This window comes from Acetobacter farinalis, from assembly GCF_011516935.1.
Classification (GTDB): Bacteria; Pseudomonadota; Alphaproteobacteria; order Acetobacterales; family Acetobacteraceae; genus Acetobacter; species Acetobacter farinalis.
Window position 1 is genome coordinate 1 of record NZ_WOTF01000023.1, and the last position, 20554, is coordinate 20554.

The window sequence follows — 20554 nt, forward strand, 5'->3', positions numbered from 1 at the left end:
TCAACATCAAAGAAACCAGTCTGCTTCATGATCCATGCCCCCAATCAACTCAAGGGAAATGGAATCACAGAGCAGCTCTCAAAACCAGGGGGTTTTTCGAACCCTCCAGATCCCTCTCAACATCCGCCAATCCACCAAGCACAGCCAACATCAGCCGCCCAGTACTGGTTGCCGTATCCACCCACGGCTCTGCCAGAGAATAAAAATGAACTTTTTTCTCCATTAATTTACTAACAATCAGAAACAGATCAAATGTACTCCGCGCAAGACGATCAATACGCGTCACAACAACAACATCCCCCTCTTTTACAAAGGAAAGAAGAGCTTGCAATTGCCGCCTATTCATTCTCGCACCACTTATTTTTTCTTTGAATATAGTGGAACATCCGTCCGCTTTTAACGTCTGCACCTGCGCGTCCAAAGTCTGGCCCACAGTACTAACGCGTGCATAGCCTAGCCGTCTGCTCATAGTGAAATCCGTGCAATGCATAAATCATAAAGTATTAAATTATAATTTATATATGTTTTGAAATTTGTGAATTAGGCAACACATTCGTCTTCTTATTCATGTTCTTGCAAAAACCCGAATCAGGATGAAACTCTTTGAAATCTATTCTTTAACGTTAACTTTGTTTATCGAATTTTTAACGACATGAGTCAACTTTAATTTTTTGCCTAATTCACAAGTTTCGCAACGACGCCCGGCGTCACACTGTCCGGTCGACACCCCCAAAAATGTTATTTCATTCCAAACATTACTCCGGGGCGTGGCATAATGCCGGGCACCAACACACTTCCCACGTCTTCTGTTAGCCCTTCAGACGCAACCCAGTCTGATCCTGCGAAAGCAGACAGCTCGGTTCAGGCGCAAAAGAATACCGGTCCTTATCCGGCTCCCAGCCCGGAACCGACCCAAGTTGGCGATCACGGCATTCTGTTTGATTTCAATGAAGGGTGCCGCGTGCGCCTGCCTGTTCTGGACGGCGGAAGCTGGCGCGTACGCCTGAAAGACCTTGATACAAACAATGTACTCTTTGAGCATGCCGGCCTTCAGGGGGCGTTTGTCCGTTCCAGCAAGCGCTGGTTTGTTCGGTTTGGGCTCGAAATCTGGAAAGAAACCCAGGCTGCTGATGGCCAGAACCACTCGGAGTTGGTGCTTTCCCACGTTTATGACGCGAAAGATCAGGATGTCCTGATCCAGTTTCCCATCGGCACACTGGGCGATACCCTTGCCTGGATGCCCTACGCCGCGCGCTTTGCCCGGCAGCGCGGCGCACGCGTGACCTGTGCGCTCTCAAAACTGATCCGGCCATTGTTCGAGGCCGCCTATCCTCATATCCGCTTCGTTACACATGAAGAGGTTACGGAACAGGATCTAGCAAAAACCTTTTATGCCACCTACAGCCTCGGCCTGTTCTTTGAGGATGCGGCCTGTGACTGGCAGCCGACCGATTTCCGGTTTGTCGGTTTGCACAAAACGGCAGGCTATATCCTCGGGGTCAGCCCGGAAGAGGAACCGGCCAAAATCAGCTTCCCCGATGAAGGACGGCCGATTGAAGAGCCTTATGTCTGCATTGCCGTGCAGGCGTCCTCCCAGTGCAAATACTGGAACAATCCTACCGGTTGGTCAGGTGTCATCACCTGGCTGAAGCAGCAGGGCTACCGGGTGGTGTGCATCGACCAGAAAGCCGTGCATGGCACAGGCATTGTCTGGACGCACATCCCCTTCGGCGTGGAAGACCAGACAGGTGACCGCCCTCTGGCCGAGCGGGCGCGCTGGCTCAGGCATGCCGCCTTTTTTATTGGCACAAGCTCAGGGCTGGCATGGCTGGCATGGTCCGCCGGAACACCTGTTGTCATGATCTCGGGGTTTACACACCCGACCAACGAATTCGCAACGCCGTTTCGGGTCATTAACTGGCACACCTGCAATTCCTGCTGGAATGACCCCAAAGAGCGTTTCGATCACCACGATTTCTTGTGGTGCCCGCGGCACGCGAACACCCCGCGTCAGTTCGAATGCACGCGCCTGATCACCGCTGAGCAGGTGATCGAAACAATAAAAACAGTTTCCTTATCAAAAAATTCCGAAAACTTTAGCAATAAGGCTTAACACATGAGTCAATGGGATGTGAAATCTGGTGTAACCAGTACGAATCTCAATATGGATGGGGACTCCGTATTGAATGTTTCCAGCGGAGGAACTGTTTCTTCCGCGTATAACGCGAGCCCGAATACAGCAAACGTTACAATCTACTCCGGCGGTCAGGTTGACAATCTGAACATGCTCGGTGGCGGTGTTTTGGTGAACAGTGGTGTTCTGAGCAACGCGACCCTGAATGCTGCCACCACAAATACTGGTTCCGCCTATAATGTTTCCGCAAATCTGACAATCACCAATAATTCTGGCGGCTATATCAGCGGGCTCGTTATTTCCGCAACGACCTACAACGCGAATTCCGGCTCCATAACGAACAATCTCGCTCTCATTTCCGGGAGCAATAATGAATTTACACAGGCCTTTATTGCCCCCGGGGCGACTGTCTCTGGTGGTGTTGTCAGCGGCTGGGCGTGCATTTACGAACAGGGGGGTATTGTTAGCGGAATCGTGCTCAGCGCGGGCGGCGGGCTTTACGTTTCCTCTGCTGCTGTTGCCGCAGGAACCCAGATTAATAACGGTGGTCTGTTTCACGTTCTGGGGGGAACAGGCTCAAACACGACCGTCGGAAGTGGTGGAGTTTACCAGCTCAGCAACGGGGGAGTCGCCAGAGGCACAACAACTGTTGCCAGCGGTGGCAAGCTTGCAGCCAGTCAGGACAGTTTCCTGTCTGGAACCATCTTCGATAACGGCACGATCTCCGGTGGCACCATCGGAGTTGGCGTCAATCTGTATCAGACCGGCGGCCTGGTTTCCGGCACGACTGTTGGCACGTCTGGCAACCTTGCTGTCAGCGCAGGCTCTGCGACGGGTATTCTGGTTTCCGGCGCGGGGGCCAGTGCCGGCACATGGGCGCCCAATGCGCTGATCTCTGGCGCAACCATTCTATCCGGTGGCTATCTTGGTGATGGGCAGGGTACGCTCTCAGCCGTCACGATCAGCAATGGCGGCACAGCCCGTGTTGTGGCCGCAGGAAGTGCCTACAATGTAACAGTCAGCAGCGGTGGCACCTATCTGGTGAGCGGCGGCGGTCTGGCCGGCGGCACAACAACTGTAGCCAGCGGCGGTACCCTGAATGGCGCAACCGACGGTGCGCTGTCTGGAACCATCTTTGATAACGGCACGGTTCTTGGCGGCATTGTCCAAAGCAGCGCCAATCTGTATCAGACCGGTGGTTTGGTTTCCGGCACGATTGTTGGCGCGTCCGGCAACATCGCGGTCAGCGCAGGTTCTGCAACGGGGATTCTGGTTTCCGGCGCGGGGGCCAGTGCAGGCACCTGGACGGCAAGCAGCCTGATTTCCGGCGCGACCGTTCTGTCCGGTGGTTATCTTGGCGATGGTGCGGGTGTTCTCTCCGCGGTAACTGTTGGCAATGGCGGCACAGCCCGCGTCGTAGCCGCAGGCAGTGCCTACAATGTGACAGTCAGCAGCGGCGGCACCTATCTGGTGAGCGGCGGCGGTCTGGCCGGCGGCACAACAACTGTAGCCAGCGGCGGTACCCTGAATGGCGCAACCGACGGTGCGCTGTCTGGAACCATCCTTGATAACGGCACGGTTCTTGGCGGCGTTGTTCAAAGTGGCGCCAATCTGTATCAGACCGGTGGTCTGGTTTCCGGCACGACTGTTGGCGCGTCCGGCAACCTCGCTATCAGCGCAGGTTCTGCAACGGGGATTCTGGTTTCCGGCGCGGGGGCCAGTGCAGGCACCTGGACGGCAAGCAGCCTGATTTCCGGCGCGACCGTTCTGTCCGGTGGTTATCTTGGCGATGGTGCGGGTGTTCTCTCCGCGGTAACTGTTGGCAATGGCGGCACAGCCCGCGTCGTAGCTGCAGGTAGTGCCTATGATGTGACAGTCAGCAGCGGCGGCACCTATCTGGTGAGCGGCGGTGGTCTGACCCGTGGCACAACGACAATTGCCAGCGGCGGCACCCTGAATGCTGCGTCGGATGGTATTCTTTCCGGTTGGATCAACAACAACGGGACCCTCTCGGGCGGTCTTGCAACGTCTGGTTCTTTCTTGGAGGTCTCCTCTTCCGGTCAATCTATCAGCACGACAATCATGGGCTCCGGCCATGAAATTGTCGCCAGTGGCGGAACGGCCCTGGCTACCACCGTTTCGGGTGGCTGGGTGGAAGTGCGTTCCGGTGCGTTCGCATCCGGTGGCAGCCTGACGAATGGCCAGACAACCGTCTCCGCCGGCGGTTCTGCAACCGGTGTGTTGGTCAGCGGAGGTGGGTATCTGTATGATCATGGCGGTGTTGTTTCCGCCATCACGGTCACGTCCGCCGGTACACTCGGTCTGGACGCCGGGGCGCAGGCCTACAACGTATCCCTGTCAACTGCCGGTGGCGTTAATATCGCCGGAACAGGCACAGTTCTTCACAACCTGCAGCAGAGCGGCGGCTTTACCTCGGCTTATGGCGGCGGTGAAGCACTCTCCGGTTCTGTGCAGGATGGCTGGCTGGGCGTCGGCAGTGCTGGCACGGCGTCTGCGGTTACAGCGCAGGGTGGCGGCATTCTGGTGAATGCGAACGGGTCCGCCAATGCACTGAATATTGGGTCGGCCGGGTACGATGTTGTCTATGCAGGCGGTGTCACGACATCGAACGTTGTCAACGCGGCGGGTGTGGAACATGTTCAGGGCGGTATTGCTTCCAATACGGTTCTGAGCAGCGGCGCGAACCAGTATGTCACGAACGGCGGGACAGCGGCTGGCGCATCCGTCCAGAGTGGCGCACGCCAGACGGTCGGGACGGTTTCTGCCAAATACTGGCCCAACGATACGCCCTGGAGCACATCAGGCACGACCTTCGCCGGCAACGGCGCAGCGGCAACGACCACACAGGTAGCCTCTGGCGGTGAACTGGATGTGACCAGTGGCGGGACCGTTACCAGCGCTACGGTGTCGGGTGTTGAGAACGTGCTTTCCGGCGGTGTTGACAACGGCTCTCTCATTGCTCTGGGAGCGGTGCAGAACGTGTATGCGGGTGGTTACGCGCCGAATGGCGTTGTTGCCGGCACGGAAAACCTGTGGGGCACGGATAGCGGTTCTACCGTTACCAGCACGGGTGTACTGAATGTGCAGTCTGGCGGCGTTGCCAGCGGAGAAACGGTTTACGGTCATGAGACCATCTTCTCCGGGGGCACAGGCAGCGGCGGTACTGTCCTGAGTGGCGGTATGGTGACGATCAGCGGCGGCACGACAAACGGCCTGACGGTTGGCGCATCCGGTATTCTTGCTGTCAGCGCAGGTTCTGCAACGGGAATTCTTGTTTCCGGCGCGGCGGCCAGTGCAGGCACCTGGACGGCAAGCAGCCTGATCTCCGGCGCGACCGTTCTGTCCGGTGGCTATCTTGGTGATGGGCAGGGTGTTCTCTCCGCAGTAACTGTTGGCAATGGCGGCACAGCCCGCGTCGTGGCCGCAGGCAGTGCCTACAATGTGACAGTCAGCAGCGGCGGCACCTATCTGGTGAGCGGCGGCGGTCTGACACGTGGCACAACGACAATTGCCAGCGGCGGCATCCTGAATGGCGCAACCGATGGTATCCTGTCTGGAACCGTCACCGATGCGGGGCTTCTGTCCGGCGGTGTGGTGGCCTCCGGCGGTGTGGTCAATGTCGTTCCCGGCGGGTCGGCCAATACGGTCACTGTGGGCAGCAGCGGCATGCTGACCGTGGTCTCCGCAACGGTGGCTAACACAACGGTGCAGTCCGGTGGGTCTGTTACCGCGTCTTCCGGGTCTGTCCTGTCGGGTTCGACAATGGTCAGTGCCGGCGGCATGGTCTCGATGACCAGCGGCGCGACAATGGGCAGCGGCGCGAATATCTGGCTCCGTGATGGCGGTTCCGCAACGATCTGGAACAATGCCGGTGGCACCATTGTTATGGATGGCAGCACCAATACCGGTCTGGTTGTCAGCGGTCTGTCCAACGGTGGCACACTCAGCACGGTGATCAGCGGGTTTGACGGGACATCTGCCGGGAACTCTGACGGCATCGAGCTTGCCGGGGTGACGGCAGCGGATGTGAAGCCGAATGGCGTGAGCTATCCGGATAACAACCATGTCACGCTGGCCCTGACCAATGGTCAGACCATCACGATGAACATCGTGGGTGTGGGCACCTACGGGTATACGCTGGGCACAGCCGGTGACGGGGACCTCGTCTTCGAGGTCTGCTTCCTTGCCGGTTCCATGATCCGCACACCGTCTGGTGATGTGGCTGTGGAAGAGCTGCGGATTGGCGACACGGTCATGACATGGGACTGGAAGGCGCAGACTGCGGCGGAACGTCCGGTTGTCTGGGCTGGCCGGAAATCCATGCAGGTGAAAGCTGGTCGCGCAGACGACGAGGCGGGGTACCCTGTCCGTATCCTCAAGGACGCGCTGGCGGATGGCGTGCCAAGCCAGGATCTTCTGGTCACGCCGGAACACTGCCTGTTCTTCGAGGACAAGTTCGTGCCGGTGCGCATGCTGGTGAACGGGCGGAGCATCGTCTACGACCGCTCCATCACGTCCTACGACTACTTCCATATCGAAACGGAAGAGCATGCCGTGATCTGGGCCAACGACACCCGGACAGAAAGCTATCTGGATACGGGGAACCGTGCGGTGTTCTCGCAGGATGGGTCTCTTGTCCGTCTTGTGCCGCAGGGTGAACCGAAATCATGGGAGACGGATGGTGCTGCCCGTCTGACTGTGGAGCGCGCTATGGTGGAACCGTTGTTCGCACAGTTCTCCGCACGGGCGGTTGCCGCAGGTATGGAGATGCAGAAACACCCTGAACCCCTGACCGAAAACCCCGATATCCATCTGGTGACCGGGGCTGGCCAGATTATCCGTCCGGCACGCCACAAGAACGATCTGATCACCTTCATGCTGCCGTCCGGGCTTGAAACCGTGCGGATTGTCTCTCGTGCCAGCCGCCCGAGTGATGTGATCGGTCCGTTTGTGGATGATCGTCGTCAACTGGGTGTTCTGGTAGGCCAGATCACTCTGTTTGACGGAAATACCCACCACAAGATTACGGAACATCTGGAGCAGGCTGAACTGAGCGGCTGGAATGCGAAAGAAACTGCGCCTTGCCGCTGGACGAACGGCAACGCAATTCTGCCGCTTCCAGAAAGAAAAACGGCTTCCCTGTCCATGCTGACAGTGCAGGTCGTTGCGGCGGGGCCGTATCTCGTTCATCAGGATGATGAAACAGAGAGCAGTCTTAAAATCGCAAACTAACTGGGACTGAAACCCCAAAAGGCATTCCGCCTTCCAAAAGCGGAATGCCACCCGAGGGGTGGTATATCTGGCTGACCGGTCTGATTGACCGGTCACTCAGAACACCCGGGGCTCCACTGCCCATGGCGCAGAACATGGCAGAATATTCTGAAACCTCTGAATATTTATTGAAAACTCCACAGTACCAACCCACACCACACGCGTGGCGCAGGCCGGTTGGTATAGGCCGGAAACGCGACCAGCACGCTGGGCTGCTCAGCCCTCACTCACAGAGCCGTCATTCACAGCAAGATGCAGACGGAAAAACGCCGTCTGCCCTTTATGGGCAGAGGGGTGCCGCTGGAAAACACCCAGCGTGTATTTGCCCGGACGTGTGGCAAGGCCGGTCCACCTGTCGGGCTGCGGACCTTCCGCACTATTATAGAGAATGCTGCCGGATGGATCTTTTACAAAAAAGTAAATTCCGATTTTGCGGGAGTGGCAGAGCACATCCAGCCTCTGCCCCTCCTTCAACGCCAGATGGAACGGCATGATTTCCACCCCTTCCACCGTGCCGGAGACCACGGTGGTGGTAATATTGGGTGTCAGATGCACCGTTCTGGCCTGCGCCGGGACCTGTGCCGCGTGCAGCAACCCCACGGATAACGCGCCTGCAAGCAGGACAATTCTTGTTTTTTTTGTCATGAATCCTGTCTGCCTTATGGGAATTGGGAAGAGTCCCGCAGGCAAATTACAGGAGACGCCTCGGGCGAAGCAAGAAGAACGCGCAAAGCCACACAAACGTCACGCAAAAATCATCTTCAAGGTTGTGTGAGTGTTTTTTGTAAGACGCGTTTCGGCATGATTTGCCATGCGGCCTGAACCAGAGACTTCGCCAGCGTCCCACCTTTTACAGCGGGAAGCAGGCGAGAAACCTTCACCATACTCCCTCCCCCGTATAGCTTCAGGGCAGTGCGCTCAGGGTAACAAGCTTCCATCCGGCTGATGTATACACTGCCGGGGCATCATCATCCGCATCGTACAGCGTGGTGCCAATAGGCAGATTCAGCATGGCCTTGAGCGCTGCACGGGAGACGGTAGGCAGACGCACGCCCCCGGCAGGCGTGAGGGCACCGCTCAGGGTTTCATTCCCCGCCGTGTCCAGCATGCGCAGGGGCGTGCTGCCATTGGCATCCCGCAGGCCGCTGGGGGTGTAGCCGGTGGTGATCACGCCTGTAGGTTCCCACGCCACAGCCTGCCCGCTGCCCAGCCTCAGGGCCTGCGCGGTATCCAGCCCGGAAAAATTCACGCCAATGGCCGCCGTGCCGCCCAGCGTGATGGCACTGGCGGACGCGTTATGCAGCGTGGTGGTCATGCCGCTGTTCAGGCTGCTGCCGCTCAGGGTTTCATTGCCGCTCTGGTCCAGTGTGCGCAGGGGGCTTCCGCCCCATGTGTCCTGCAACAGGCCACTGGCAAAACGGGTTTGCACGGTGGCGGTGTGTTCCCATGACACATGCTGGCCATCAGCCAACCGCAGGGCTTCCGCCGCCGCAAGGCCGGTTGTATCCAGCCCGATGGCCGCCGTGCCCTGCGCCACGAAAGCCGCAGCGGTGGGCTGCGTCAGACTGACCACTGTCTGGCTGTTGTGCAGGGAACCGGGGAGGCTTTCATTTCCCTGCGTATCCAGCGTGCGGACCACGCCCGCAGCCACCTGATCACTCAGCATGCCATTGGCAAAGCGGGTCTGCACCGTAGCGGTGGGCTCCCACGAAAGCGCCTGCCCTGCCCCCAGACGCAGGGCTTCCGGCGCGTTCAGGCTCGTCAGGTTCAGGCCTATCAGCGCCTGCCCGCCAAGTGTCCATGCAATGCCGTTCCCGGCGTTGGAGATGGCCGTTGTGACATCCCCCTTCATGCCGATGGAGAAAAGAGGTGTCGTGTCATACCAGTATCGCAGGGTGTAAGCTGCGGAATCAAACTGGAGATACGGTTTGTGGTCCGCGCCGAAAGCAAGATTGCGGTTTGCGCCAATATTGAGCACCGGTGCGTTATTGACTGGCGTGCTGGCTGAAAGATCTATCCCGGCTGTATCAAACCGGCCTGCGGCATCAATCATGGTGCCGTATGTGCTGGTGCTGTCATTATTGCCAAGGGCAATGCCTTTTCCCACCCGGGCGGGCGAGCCGCTGGCATTCGCCCCGGCAATCTGGAGCTGAAGGCCGATGCGCCAGTTATTCGGGTCATCCCCATTGGCGTAGAGGTCCACCTCCCGCCCTACAAGACTGCCCGCGATGTTGGACGGCTGGCCGGTGTCATCACGGGTTTCATCATATCCGGCCCAGATCTCGGAGCGGGACCCCATGCCATCCGCCAGCGCATTGGCGGGCCTTTGCGCCAGACTGGCCTGCGCCACATGCTGCCCGGCCCCAAAGGCCGAGCTGTTCAGCACGGTGGCGTGGCACCAGATATAATCACTCAGGGCAGCCCCCACCGAGGGAATAGTGCAGTTGCCCTTTTCCAGATTCATGACAAACCCGGCAGTGCCTCCGGAATGGGTCACATCCAGATCCTTGCGCAGAACGGGCGCCATATCCGCTGCTGTCTGGCCACGGGCGAAATATTTCCCGCCTTCCAGCGTGCTTTCAATCACATCCGTACCGAGGCTGGTCAGCGGGCTGCCATCAGCCCGCACCGTGCCGTTGATCTGCCACAGATTGGGCGCACTGCCGGTGGGCGGGGCCGTCAGCGCCAGCTTGCCGGAAGGCACCTGAATAATGGCTCCTGCCGCCGCAGCATTCTTGGCGGCCTGAAGGGCGGCGGTATCATCCGTTTTGCCATCCAGCGCCAGACCGAAATCCTTTGCATTCAACTGGTCTGCGAACCGTTCGGCCAGCGGGCGAACCACCGCACCACTTGCGCCGATTTTTGCTGTGGCTGTTGAAAGATCTCCAGAAACAGGGGCACTCATCATGCCTCCCGCATCCAGCGTGGCGACACCGTTGGGCATGCCTTTTTCAGATTGCTGCACGCTGTCATCCGCCATCGCGCCAATCTGGCCGATGGTGGCATTCTGCCACAAAGCGGGTACACCAGTCTGGGCATCCAGGCCGCCCGGAGGCCGCGTGGGCACATAGGCAAGCCCTGCACCGGCCTGCGTCAGGAATAACCGCTGCGTGGCCACCTGCCCACCAGACTGCGCGGGAGCCTGTGCAGGAGATTGCGGCACGAGCTGCCAGATGGTCTGATACTGCGACAGCAGATGATTAGGCTGGGCAAAGGCGGCGACCGCCGCTCCAGCCATGACAGACAGCCCCGAACACACAGCAAGAACAACACGGATTTTCAGGAGTGTCTTCATGAAGAGCTACCATATGAAATGCAAAGATACCCACCATTGTTCCACCAGACGCCGCGCAGGCCGGGGTCTGTAGTGGGAAGGTCCATCGCCAGCAGCACATGGCCGTTTTGCACACCCAGACAATCGAACCCGCCAAGCACGAGATTCCCCTCTTGCGAGAGGGTAGCCAGACCATTGGGCACGCCCTTTTGCGCCGTGATCACACTGGAGGCCGCACCTGCCGCGCCCGACTGAGCTGTTTGCGCCTGTGTTGCGGCATCCTGCGCCTGTGTGACCAGTGCGGACACCGCACCGCTCACCTGCCCGCCCAGCGCATCGGCATAGGCCTTGTTCACCAGATGCGTGGCGTCTGTTGGCGGGAGTGCACAACTCAGCAACCCCGTGAGGGTGTCTCCTGTTTTCGCAACGGCACCGGACCAGATGGCCGATTGCTGGACAAACTGCCCCTGACCATTGAAAATACCGAAAACAAGGTCTGTTGGCGCGGGCTGAGGATGCACCGGCAATGCCGAAAGCGGCGTGCCACCGGGTGTGGCCGCCGTGGAAATACTTGACCCTGACATGGATTCTCCCGTTACGCGATGAGATAGGGTTGCCCGGATGGACCGATGAGAATGGAGCCATCCGGCAGGGCCATGGCATTGGGTGGCACCGGCGTGCCATCGGCCAGATGCGGGACAGAAGGCGGGATAGCCGCAGGCGTGGTGGGCAGGATGGCCACAGAAACAGGCTGCACAAGACTGCGCCCCTGCTGGGTGGTGACACACACCAGAACCTCCTGCACGGTTCCCGGCGCGCCGCCCCCCAGAAACACACAGACAGCACCGTGTATCAGCGTGCTCCACAGCACAGTAAGATCCGTTTCCGCACCCGTGGCTGTCGGGACACTGGCGGTGACAGACGCCAGATAATCTCCCGTGCCGTGCAACCAGAGGTGCGGAGAGAGTGAGAAATCCAGCGCATCCCCACTGGCTTTAGGCGCCCACGCCAGCCGCAGCCGTTCGGCCTCCAGCCCCCGCAGGCGCAAGCCGGGTGGCACCGTGAGGGGCAGCATACGGGCGGGCGCGGGCCGGAAACCGGGCGAAGGCAGGGGTGCTGTCATGCCGGGGCCTCCGGCAGAGTGGTGCCCACGGCATCTTGCCCATCCGCAAGGGCGCGCAGGGCTTTCAGATACGCCACCCATGCTTGCGGCGTGGGGTCATTCAGTGCGCCATACTCTGCCCAGACTGTCTGGCGGGCGGCGGCCAGCGCCTGCCGGGCCTGCTCGGCCAGCGGCACCGGGTCTGGAGGCGGCATGTAATCCACAATCCGGCCATCCAGCACCCCACGGCCGATAGAACACCGGAAATGCGTGGTATCCGCCCAGTCTTCTGCTGAGATGGCAATCATATCTGCCGCAGGAGGCACAGAGACCACGCTTTTCATGCCAGCTGTATCATACCAGCCTGTAACCGGTGTGGGTTGAGGAGCTTTTGTATCGTAGGACGCATAATAGCGTTCTGGATAAGATATTTTCACGTCTGTCATCAGCGCGGTCCGATCGCGACAAACTGGAAACTGCCTTGGTTATTCCGGCTATTGAAATAGAAACTGGTGGCGGTACGTTCTGAGATGAAAAAGTCTGTATCAGTCTGCGAATCTCCACTCCCGTCTGAGCCGGCCAGCACGATTGGCGGGCCAGAGAATGCCTCCGGGAAAGTAATGGTCAATCCGCCGGGTACGTTCATGGTCGCCGTAAACATCTGGATGCGGTGCCCGTAGGGCAGGTTAACCACGCGGCTATCCGAAGTTGAGAAATCGCTGCTGTAAATATCCGATGTTACATAGTTCCCGGCAGGCTGATAATTCCCGGCGGGCTGGTAACTGCCTTTGGGCTGCGCGTAGGCGACCAGCGACGCATTGATATTGGCTGCGCTGGGCAGCGCGAAAACTCCAGACGGGGTTGCAACCTGCACGTAAGTACCGGGGCTATCTGACCCGCTGAAACCTACCGCCTGCATGTTCCGGACGGTCTGGCCACCTCCAGACGGCGTGCCGGAAATATAGGCTGAAAGATCACTCTCAAACGCAACCTGCTGGCCGTTATATTGCAGGGTATTTCCACGGCCCAGGCCAAGGAACGAGTAAGTTCCGTCATTCTGACCAATCGCGAAGACAGCCGAAAACTGGTATCCCACGTGTTCCTGCAAATAGATTTGCAGGTTTCCACCGCGCCCGGCAGAGTCAAACTGTATCTGGTTATAGTTGATATACTGGCCGGATGTGGAGTTCTGCGGAGGTGCGGACTGAATGACCATTGAGCCGTCAAGCGTGCCACCGCTGAGGGGCAGATACCCTTCAAACAGGTTTTGCCACGCCGCACCCGCGCTGCCGGGAGTGGTGACGTTATTATCGGCCACCGAAACCCAGAATGTGCCCGGGGTGGTGCCGGAAACAACGGCACCGGCAGGATACCCGCCAATGGCCTGCGCAAAGCTGGAATCATAGCGGCCCAGGCAACCTGCCTGATAGGACTGAAGAATTTTTGAAATCAGGTTCAGAAGACCATTCATGTCCTGCCCGCGTGGCGGGACACCCCCGGCGGAACGGGCAATGAAGGTTTCCGGCGGGAAGCCCAGCGCGAGGGAAGCTGTGCCATCTCCCGCCCGAGCCTGTAGGGCGGGAATGGCGGCGATATCCGATGCGGCAGCATTCTGCGCGATTGGTGTTGCCAGCAGTGCCGGACAATCAGACTGCTTCATGCCTCCCCCCTGAGAGCATAGGACACGGCCACTCCGGCCGGACGCGGCAGGACACCGCTACCTTGGATTATGGAAATCTGCACGTCTGTTGGAATAAAATTGAAAACGTAGGTCATGGTCATATCGGCGTTATCTTCCACCCATGCATCACCCTGCCCGGCAAACAGCGCCATGAGAATGGCGTTCAGGCTGATAATGGACCCATCTGTGATATTGGCCATTGCCTTGGCATAAATCAGTTGCCGGAAGCCATCATCAGAAAGCCGGACGTTACTGCTGATGGCTGCCCCCCTGTACCAGGGGGCAGTGTTGAAGCCCTGCTCTGTCATATCAGAAGCTTCAGAAAAACCTGTGAAACTATCAGAGGAGACCGTGATAACGCGCTGAACGCCAACGATACGACCCCACACATCCAGCCCGTAACCCTGTGCGGTTTCGATATTCCAGACCTGCGCATACCATGCGTCAATCAGGTTTGCCGGATCAAACGCCTGATTCCAGCTTGCAACGAGCGCATTCAGGCTGGGGGCACAGGCATATTGCGAGAGAATGGTTTTCTGCACATCCTGCATCAGGCCTGCACCACGGTGATGGTTGTGGGGTCGAGGGTCGGGATCTGGTCCGCCTGCATCTGGACGGTAAAACCGGTGGGGTTGGGACTGGTACCGAGCGTGATTTCCACACTCTGCGCCCAGACACCCAAAGTGGCCACGGCGGCATAGAACCGGCTGGCGTACAGGGCACCACCAATGCGGGCGCGTGTGCCCCCGTCATTCCCCAGAAAAGCGGACTGGATGGCGGCCTGAACATCCGTGGTGGCGGTGGAGGGCACCGCGGCGGAAGAGGCGATACTCACAGCGACATAAACCGGAACGGGCGTGGGCCTCTGAAAACTCACGACATAGGCTGGGGGAGTAGCATAGGTGCTGGCCGGGTCTACCACCGTGACGGTCGTACTGCCGTTACAGGCACAACCGGGCGGCTTCTTGCGAAGAATGGCAAGAGCAATATCCGCATCCGCTCCTCCGTTTGCGCAAACATACAGGCTGTGCGGAGCCAGTGTGACACCCTGCATTGTGACGCTGGCGGCAGTGCTGTTATCCGCTACATATACATCCGTAACGCCAGAGACGGCCTGCACAGACGCTGAAATTGCATCAAGTGGGCCGACGGCATTCGCAGCCACGGAAATTCTGCGACGCTCTTCAAATGCGGCCCGACCTTCCACAGCACGCCCCGTGACGCCGGCAGCGGGATTGCTCACGCTGCTCCATCCAGCAAGGGACTGGCTGATGCCGACACTGCCCGCCGGACAGATGACCTCCCCCGTGCTGGTACAGGTAAAGGTGCCTTGCGCGGTGCCGGTAGCATCCAGAGTCAGGTTGGTATCCGCTGCGTAGCTATTGCCTGACTGATCCTGAACAAGGGTGCCCTGCGGGATGTGGGTACCGGCAGCCCCGGTGCATACACAGGTCACAACCGTGGCCGTGGCAGGCTGGCGGGACAGGAAATAGATGCGCCCGATGGCATCCTGCATACGGCCGGAGGCACGAACGGGGTCCACTCCGTTGGCAAGGGCCAGAAACTGATCATACGCATCCCCCAGAATGGCGGTGAGAGATGTGGCCAGCTGCCCCTGCGGTGTTGAGAGATCCGTATTGAGGGTGTTGCCAAAAGCGGCGTTGATATCTGCCAGAACGCCGGAAAGGATATCGCCTTCCTCCGGCATGATGAAGCCGGTAGCGTCCAGCACCGGGGCTGGAACGGACGTGGTGTTAGAAACTGACAACAGTCTGGCTCCCATCAGTCAAGGTAAGCTGGATGACACCCGACAGGCGGCGCGCCGGGCTGATGGCCGTAAGCACGCACACAGCCTGCGCAACACCCGCCACAGTGAGGGCCGTATGCTCGACATCCGCACGGAACAGGGCAGCGGACTGGCCGCGCCCGAGAATATTGGTGAGATAAGGCAGGCCAAGCGCGGTATTGTACCAGCACTCCCCCAAAAAGACGCGTACCGCACAGGCAACGTTCTGGGCCACGGCATAAGGTGCCGAGGCAACTGCAAGGCTGCCGCTGGCATCCACCACCAGATCCCAGGTTGATCTGTCGAGAAGCAGGGTTTGCATCAGGCGTGTTCTTTACTGTTCAGGAAATAGAGAAAAAGCCAACGGGCACAGCAGACGGCAGAATATGGCTTGCCCGGCAGGACGGCTTTTCAGCGCCCTCCGGACCTACTTTCACCCCTGCGGGGTACCGGTGCTGGCCGAACCGGGAGATACGCCGGGGTGAATGTGCTGAGTGAGCGAAATGCCGCTGGCGGTAGCATCCTGTGTGACGGAGAGGCTGCCTTCGACCGAGACTGCGCCGCTGATGCGCATGCTCTGGGCTTCTATGCTGACTGTACCAGCAGTTTTCATGGTGATGCCACTGTCACTGAACCAGAGATACTCCTGCGGAGCAGAATTGAGAAAACCGCCGATATAGAGGGCATCTGCCATGTTCTGTTGCCGGAAGGAGCCGGGGGCAGCGCTCGCACGGGCGGTCTTGACGTTGAAAATATCACGGTCAGCCACAAGGGCCAGACCGATATCACCCACCGCAGGGTCCAGAATAACGGCGCGGGCACCGCCCTGAAGCCGGAAATAGGGCACGTTATACAGCACCCCATGCGGTGTGACGCGGCCTGTGGCGTCCTGCTGCTGGACCAGAGGCTGGACATCCACAAAGCCGACAGGAGCAAGCCCTGCACCGGAAACCGCACAGACCTGTACAGGCATGACTGTTCTGCGCCCGGAAAGCATACGGCTGATAACCGCGTTCAGGGCATTGAAATCAGACGCTGCGGCATCTGCCCTGTTGAAAACAGGAAAACCGGCATTGGCCGGGTCCGGTTGGGTGATAAAGGATGACACGCTCATGCTGTGGGTTCCTGATACGCCTGAGCCACGAGATCCGTAAACCATGCGCCGTTCGGCATTTCTGTTTGCAGGGTATGGCGCACCTGTGTGACTACCCATAAACCGCACGGCACCGGCCCGCTCTGCTGCCCCCATCCGGCAGGCTGGTAGCGGCTGTGTAGCGCGATCAGGCTGTTAAAATTCACTTGCGGATTGAACAGCATGCGCAGCGCCAGCCCCCCGGCGGACCATGCGGGATAACCGATCAAGCCGGTGCCTGATGAGACAGAAAGAGGCAGGCTCTGCCCGCCGCCCTGAGCCGGCCAGATGGAAAGCTGCCCGCGCCCCAGCCCTGCCCGCAGAGGTACGGTTTCCAGACACTGGCTAAGCTGCTGGCCGGGGCTACCGTGGAAATAGGGATCATGCAGGATGGTGGTGGCCCCGCCATCAAACAGGCTCAGCCCCGCTTTGCCGGCAATAGTCGCGAGCACCTGTCCAGCGGAAACCGCGCCCCGGTAGCCCGTGGGGGTTGCCGCCATGGCATTAGGCAAAACTGTTGAAAACGCCTGCGCTACAAAAGCGATATTCGGGGCCGCGGTATAATCCACATAGGCCAGTGTCACACCGCCCTGAAAAACCAGAGTGCCTGTGCCCGCGGCTGCCCCTGATGGGGTAGAACCGGCGCTCCCGCCTTCATCCGCAATGGTCAGGATCAGTTCACTCGCACTCTGGCGGGAGGGATCTGGCGCGGCCATGCTCAGGCGGTTCATGATATCCGGTGTCATGCCTTCTATCCGCACGGTCGCGCTTTCCGCTGTGGGAAAACCGGCCTGCGTGATATCCGCCCGCACCCGTAGGCCGGAAAGGGTGATGGTATCCTCCCCGTTCGGGCCAAACGCCTGTGAAAGCAGACGGAACGTAACATCCACAGCACGATGCTGGAGGTGTGTTTGCAACATAAGGGGCTTTCTCGGCTGGAATACTCTTGAACGGGACGGGCGGAACGGACTTTCTGGAAGGATTCAGCGTGTCCAGCCGGGCCGGTAAAAAAGGAGAAAGCGGGTGCCCAGAGCCGTGAAATCCGGGTCCTGCTGGCCTTGGGTATCCGCAAACAGGAAATCTCCGGGCAGACCGATGGCTTCATCCCGCACCAGCCATGTGCGGTCCTGGCACAACACGCCGGACATCAGGCGGATGGTGCCTGCGTAAAAATCCGCATACAGGCCGGTGCTGCGCTGGCGCAGGGTGATCTGGATGAGGGTTCCTGACAGAGGAACCTTGAGCGTCTGTGCCGGAACTGCGGGAAGCGGGACCGTAAACAGGGCGGGCATGGCGGGGTGTGACCTTTTACAGCACTGTGTTCAGTTACGAGGTGCCCAGTTACGGGATGATCAGTTACAGACCGCCCAGTTACAGGGCCGTGTTCAGGAGGGTCATGGGATCTGGCAGGCCGGACTCTGCCGGAAGGCTCTGGCTGATGCCGGAAGATGTGCCAGAGAACGCACCGGAGAGAGAGACCCCGGTGGCTGAGGGGTAGAACCGGGCGGAGACCAGACCGCTACACACTGTGCGGCTGCCCTGCGGGGTTTGCGTTTGTGTGAAACCCTGTGTGCCTGTCAGGCGGACTTCCTGAAGGGTGATTTCCACTACCGGCATGGTGATGCCGCGCCGCGCCTCCCGCACCCAGCGGTGGCCGGTGATGCTGACATTTCTGTATTTTCGCTCCGGTGTGACCACAGCATACAGGGAAAGATCTGCTTCCAACGCGGCCAGTGTCGTGAAAAAAGCCTTGCGCACATAGAGCGCGTCCGCTCCTGCGAGGCGCGTAAGGTCTGCCCCGGAAAACAGGGACACCCCCATATCAGACAAGCCGGTTTCCGAACCATCACACACCATGAGCACCCGATGCTGCCGGGGGTTCTGCACTTTGCTGTAGGACAGAAAGGCACCCTCTTCCAGCGGGGCGGTGGCGATGGGGCTGCTGCTTTCCGCCGAGACGGAAAGCACACGGGCGGCGGAGAGCACACAGGTGCCGGTAGCGTTGAAAATGCCCCACTGGCCTGCGGCCTGACTGATCATCAGATCATCCAGCACCGTGCCGAGGCTGACGGAAGCCGCCGCCTGCACCCCCGTGGCAGGAGACTGCCCGAGAAGTGCTGGCACACCGGCGGCCACGGGAATATCCCATACCGAAGGCAGGCTGACGGGCACCATGGGCATAAAGTATTTCCTTTACAGTGCAGGAAGATTTCAGACCGCGCCAATGGTGGCGAGGCTGGTGAGTGTATGGCTGTCCCCGCCACCCAGGCCTTGCAGCGCGTGTGCAACAGCCTGCGGATTGCCCGACGGCATGGTGATGGTGACCGGTCCGATATGAATTGTGGAGGCCGAGCATGCGCGGGAGGACATTTGCATGCCGGACGGCCCATCTGCCGCCCGCAGAAGAGGAGAACCGGGTAGCCATGACTGCACAGCCTGCACACGGCCTGCATGGGCATGCAAAGCTTTGAGCGCGCGGGAGAGATGTCGGGTTTCTGTTCGTCTTTGAAGAAGACTTTCAAAAACGGGTTCTGCTCTTTCTCCTCTTGCACGAACAGCAAACGATGCAGGGACGTGGGAAGAACTGCTGCCCCAAAAGACTGGTGTGCCTGTATGGGAAAGCATCATGGACTTCCGGGAAACCGCGTGCCGTGTAGTGCGAAGGGTGACACCGGACCCCGATGTGCCGGAAAGCGGGAGAAGGCGATCTGCCTGTGTGGGCAGGAACGTGGGCGCTTTGGAAAAAAGGGTATGCGCAGGAGCAGTCTGCTCTGCACGATACGGGGAGACCACTCGCCTCAAACCCCGCGGTCCGCCGGACGTGGACCGTTCTGACAGCAACGGCAACCTGACTTTGTCTCCTTCCGAGACGCTGTAGCGGGTAAACATATGCCCGGTGTGTGATAGGTCCGGAAGGGTAGGACGGCTGACAGCCCTGCCCGAAGACGGTTTTGCGGGGTGAATAAGCCCGGCAAACGCGGCGCTGGTTTGACGATGTCCGGCAAGGCGACGTGTGGCGCCTGTTATGATCTGCGTGAGCGTGGTGGAGAGGGTCTGTGCGGCGCGATGTGATGGTGTGCCGTCCGTTGGGGAAGCCACAGGTGTCCGGCTGGTATCGCGGCGGGTGGTCTGCCCTCGGGAACGGGTTTCGGGGAAAGCTTCTGCCGGAGAAAGAGCCGGGGTGCGGGCCAATACGTGGTGTCGGGCTGTGAAAGCAGAGAGAGACGCAGGAACTGTCGCAGAGCCTGCCACGGAAGACACCAGAAGGGCGCGGTGCGAGAGTCCTGTCCGTGCAAGATACGCCTCACTCCCGGCGTGTGCGGCCACTGTCTGGAAAAAATTCTGTGCCGGGAAGCGCACAGGAAAGCGGGGGCCCGCGGCCCCGGACATGCCGGAGGCATTCCTGTCTGGCATGCGACTGCCTGACACAGTGGCAGATCCACTCCAGCCTGCGGCAGGAAGGCTTTGCGCCGTGCGTGATACTGCAACGCCTGAGAGACTGGTGAGCGCACCTGAAAAAACCGGTGCACCGAACGCTGCGGCGGCAGGGTGGCCAGCACCTTGACCGTCAGCGTTGGGACCAACGGAGGCTGGCATGACAGGCGTTTGGCGGGAGGCAAGAGGACGTGTGGCGCGTCTGGCGGCCGGGTAAGCCGTGGAACGCGGGAGGGAAGCGCGGGGGAATGGGGCGTTCTGCCGACTGACGGGCTCCCGGAAGAGTGTGTTCTGGCTTGCGGTGCGGAACCCTGTGGTGCCGGGGCTCTGGCTGGCGGCACGCGTGCGGGAGCCGGTGGCGCTCTGGCGAGTGGCCGTGCTGGTTTGTCCGGCGGTGGCACTAGTCTCTGACAGGAGCCGTGCAAGCCCGCGCCCGCCGCTGAGAACGGCCATCAGGCTCAGGGCTTCTCCGCGCAGGCGGGAGAACGTGGCGGTGGCCTGTCTGGCATCTGCTTGCAGGCTGGAAGTATCCAGCCCCAGCCGCACGACCAGTTCATCAATCAGCATTTCCGACATGGGTTCTGTTCCTCAGCGGCCATGAAGGGGGCGCATCTGCTCCTGAAAAACCTTTTCGGCCACGGAAGCGTTCCAGTTTTTGACAGAAATTATTTCCAGAAGATCGTACAGATCCTCGCTGTCATACACAGTTTTCAGTTCG

16 protein-coding genes and 1 pseudogene are annotated in these 20554 nt (G+C 59.6%); 2 read left to right on the plus strand and 15 right to left on the minus strand.

Annotated features, from left to right (window positions below):
- Nucleotides 1–106 precede the first annotated feature (106 nt).
- A pseudogene (locus GOB82_RS11705) lies at nucleotides 107–469 on the minus strand (recombinase family protein); the annotation flags it as partial.
- Nucleotides 470–775: 306 nt separating this feature from the next.
- Here GOB82_RS11705 and GOB82_RS11710 point away from each other — a divergent pair.
- Nucleotides 776–2113 carry an autotransporter strand-loop-strand O-heptosyltransferase gene (locus tag GOB82_RS11710; protein WP_166123300.1) on the plus strand — a complete coding sequence of 446 codons (1338 nt, stop codon included), beginning with the start codon at nucleotides 776–778 and terminating at the stop codon, nucleotides 2111–2113.
- A 3-nt stretch (nucleotides 2114–2116) separates the two neighbouring features.
- Nucleotides 2117–7387: a Hint domain-containing protein gene (locus tag GOB82_RS11715; RefSeq protein ID WP_166123302.1), complete on the plus strand. Its 5271-nt coding sequence runs from the start codon at nucleotides 2117–2119 to the stop codon at nucleotides 7385–7387.
- Between the two features lie 255 nt (nucleotides 7388–7642).
- Here GOB82_RS11715 and GOB82_RS11720 read toward each other — a convergent pair whose 3' ends face one another.
- The 14 genes from GOB82_RS11720 to GOB82_RS11785 form a co-directional block, all read right to left on the minus strand.
- On the minus strand, nucleotides 7643–8071 hold the full coding sequence (locus GOB82_RS11720) for a hypothetical protein (protein ID WP_166123304.1): 429 nt from the start codon (nucleotides 8069–8071) through the stop codon (nucleotides 7643–7645).
- A gap of 259 nt (nucleotides 8072–8330) precedes the next feature.
- Nucleotides 8331–10721, minus strand: a complete 2391-nt coding sequence (locus GOB82_RS11725) for a hypothetical protein (protein ID WP_166123306.1) — start codon at nucleotides 10719–10721, stop codon at nucleotides 8331–8333.
- Nucleotides 10718–11284, minus strand: a complete 567-nt coding sequence (locus GOB82_RS11730; protein ID WP_166123308.1) for a hypothetical protein — start codon at nucleotides 11282–11284, stop codon at nucleotides 10718–10720. The genes GOB82_RS11725 and GOB82_RS11730 overlap by 4 nt, the downstream gene beginning before the upstream one ends.
- Before the next feature lie 11 nt (nucleotides 11285–11295).
- Entirely contained in the window at nucleotides 11296–11823 is a 528-nt protein-coding gene (locus GOB82_RS11735; RefSeq protein WP_166123310.1) for a phage fiber-tail adaptor protein, read from the minus strand.
- Nucleotides 11820–12248, minus strand: a complete 429-nt coding sequence (locus tag GOB82_RS11740) for a hypothetical protein (RefSeq protein ID WP_194300481.1) — start codon at nucleotides 12246–12248, stop codon at nucleotides 11820–11822. Before GOB82_RS11740 ends, GOB82_RS11735 begins: the two co-directional genes overlap by 4 nt.
- The gene (locus GOB82_RS11745; protein ID WP_166123312.1) at nucleotides 12248–13462 is read right to left on the minus strand and encodes a phage tail protein; all 1215 of its coding nucleotides are present in this window, start codon (nucleotides 13460–13462) and stop codon (nucleotides 12248–12250) included. The genes GOB82_RS11740 and GOB82_RS11745 overlap by 1 nt, the downstream gene beginning before the upstream one ends.
- On the minus strand, nucleotides 13459–14034 hold the full coding sequence (locus tag GOB82_RS11750; RefSeq protein ID WP_166123314.1) for a DUF2612 domain-containing protein: 576 nt from the start codon (nucleotides 14032–14034) through the stop codon (nucleotides 13459–13461). The genes GOB82_RS11745 and GOB82_RS11750 overlap by 4 nt, the downstream gene beginning before the upstream one ends.
- Nucleotides 14034–15266 (minus strand): baseplate J/gp47 family protein, encoded by a 1233-nt coding sequence (locus GOB82_RS11755; protein WP_166123316.1) that lies wholly within the window; start codon nucleotides 15264–15266, stop codon nucleotides 14034–14036. Before GOB82_RS11755 ends, GOB82_RS11750 begins: the two co-directional genes overlap by 1 nt.
- On the minus strand, nucleotides 15238–15591 hold the full coding sequence (locus GOB82_RS11760; RefSeq protein WP_166123318.1) for a hypothetical protein: 354 nt from the start codon (nucleotides 15589–15591) through the stop codon (nucleotides 15238–15240). Before GOB82_RS11760 ends, GOB82_RS11755 begins: the two co-directional genes overlap by 29 nt.
- A 111-nt stretch (nucleotides 15592–15702) precedes the next feature.
- Nucleotides 15703–16383 (minus strand): Gp138 family membrane-puncturing spike protein, encoded by a 681-nt coding sequence (locus GOB82_RS11765; protein WP_166123320.1) that lies wholly within the window; start codon nucleotides 16381–16383, stop codon nucleotides 15703–15705.
- On the minus strand, nucleotides 16380–17321 hold the full coding sequence (locus GOB82_RS11770; protein WP_166123322.1) for a hypothetical protein: 942 nt from the start codon (nucleotides 17319–17321) through the stop codon (nucleotides 16380–16382). Before GOB82_RS11770 ends, GOB82_RS11765 begins: the two co-directional genes overlap by 4 nt.
- A 63-nt stretch (nucleotides 17322–17384) precedes the next feature.
- Nucleotides 17385–17693, minus strand: a complete 309-nt coding sequence (locus GOB82_RS11775) for a phage baseplate plug family protein (RefSeq protein ID WP_166123324.1) — start codon at nucleotides 17691–17693, stop codon at nucleotides 17385–17387.
- 79 nt (nucleotides 17694–17772) lie between these two features.
- Nucleotides 17773–18582: a phage baseplate protein gene (locus GOB82_RS11780; RefSeq protein WP_242007387.1), complete on the minus strand. Its 810-nt coding sequence runs from the start codon at nucleotides 18580–18582 to the stop codon at nucleotides 17773–17775.
- 30 nt (nucleotides 18583–18612) lie between these two features.
- Nucleotides 18613–20412 carry a hypothetical protein gene (locus GOB82_RS11785; protein ID WP_166123326.1) on the minus strand — a complete coding sequence of 600 codons (1800 nt, stop codon included), beginning with the start codon at nucleotides 20410–20412 and terminating at the stop codon, nucleotides 18613–18615.
- Between the last annotated feature and the right edge of the window lie 142 nt (nucleotides 20413–20554).

Bases quoted from the DNA above. Each gene is read 5' to 3' on its own strand.
- GOB82_RS11710 (WP_166123300.1), top strand. From the start codon at position 776: ATGCCGGGCACCAACACACTTCCCACGTCTTCTGTTAGCCCTTCAGAC.
- GOB82_RS11770 (WP_166123322.1), bottom strand. From the start codon at position 17,321: ATGTTGCAAACACACCTCCAGCATCGTGCTGTGGATGTTACGTTCCGT.
- GOB82_RS11765 (WP_166123320.1), bottom strand. From the start codon at position 16,383: ATGAGCGTGTCATCCTTTATCACCCAACCGGACCCGGCCAATGCCGGT.
- GOB82_RS11725 (WP_166123306.1), bottom strand. From the start codon at position 10,721: ATGAAGACACTCCTGAAAATCCGTGTTGTTCTTGCTGTGTGTTCGGGG.
- GOB82_RS11745 (WP_166123312.1), bottom strand. From the start codon at position 13,462: ATGAAGCAGTCTGATTGTCCGGCACTGCTGGCAACACCAATCGCGCAG.
- GOB82_RS11785 (WP_166123326.1), bottom strand. From the start codon at position 20,412: ATGTCGGAAATGCTGATTGATGAACTGGTCGTGCGGCTGGGGCTGGAT.
- GOB82_RS11730 (WP_166123308.1), bottom strand. From the start codon at position 11,284: ATGTCAGGGTCAAGTATTTCCACGGCGGCCACACCCGGTGGCACGCCG.
- GOB82_RS11715 (WP_166123302.1), top strand. From the start codon at position 2,117: ATGAGTCAATGGGATGTGAAATCTGGTGTAACCAGTACGAATCTCAAT.
- GOB82_RS11735 (WP_166123310.1), bottom strand. From the start codon at position 11,823: ATGACAGCACCCCTGCCTTCGCCCGGTTTCCGGCCCGCGCCCGCCCGT.
- GOB82_RS11755 (WP_166123316.1), bottom strand. From the start codon at position 15,266: ATGGGAGCCAGACTGTTGTCAGTTTCTAACACCACGTCCGTTCCAGCC.
- GOB82_RS11740 (WP_194300481.1), bottom strand. From the start codon at position 12,248: ATGACAGACGTGAAAATATCTTATCCAGAACGCTATTATGCGTCCTAC.
- GOB82_RS11760 (WP_166123318.1), bottom strand. From the start codon at position 15,591: ATGCAAACCCTGCTTCTCGACAGATCAACCTGGGATCTGGTGGTGGAT.
- GOB82_RS11780 (WP_242007387.1), bottom strand. From the start codon at position 18,582: ATGCCCATGGTGCCCGTCAGCCTGCCTTCGGTATGGGATATTCCCGTG.
- GOB82_RS11720 (WP_166123304.1), bottom strand. From the start codon at position 8,071: ATGACAAAAAAAACAAGAATTGTCCTGCTTGCAGGCGCGTTATCCGTG.
- GOB82_RS11750 (WP_166123314.1), bottom strand. From the start codon at position 14,034: ATGCAGGATGTGCAGAAAACCATTCTCTCGCAATATGCCTGTGCCCCC.
- GOB82_RS11775 (WP_166123324.1), bottom strand. From the start codon at position 17,693: ATGCCCGCCCTGTTTACGGTCCCGCTTCCCGCAGTTCCGGCACAGACG.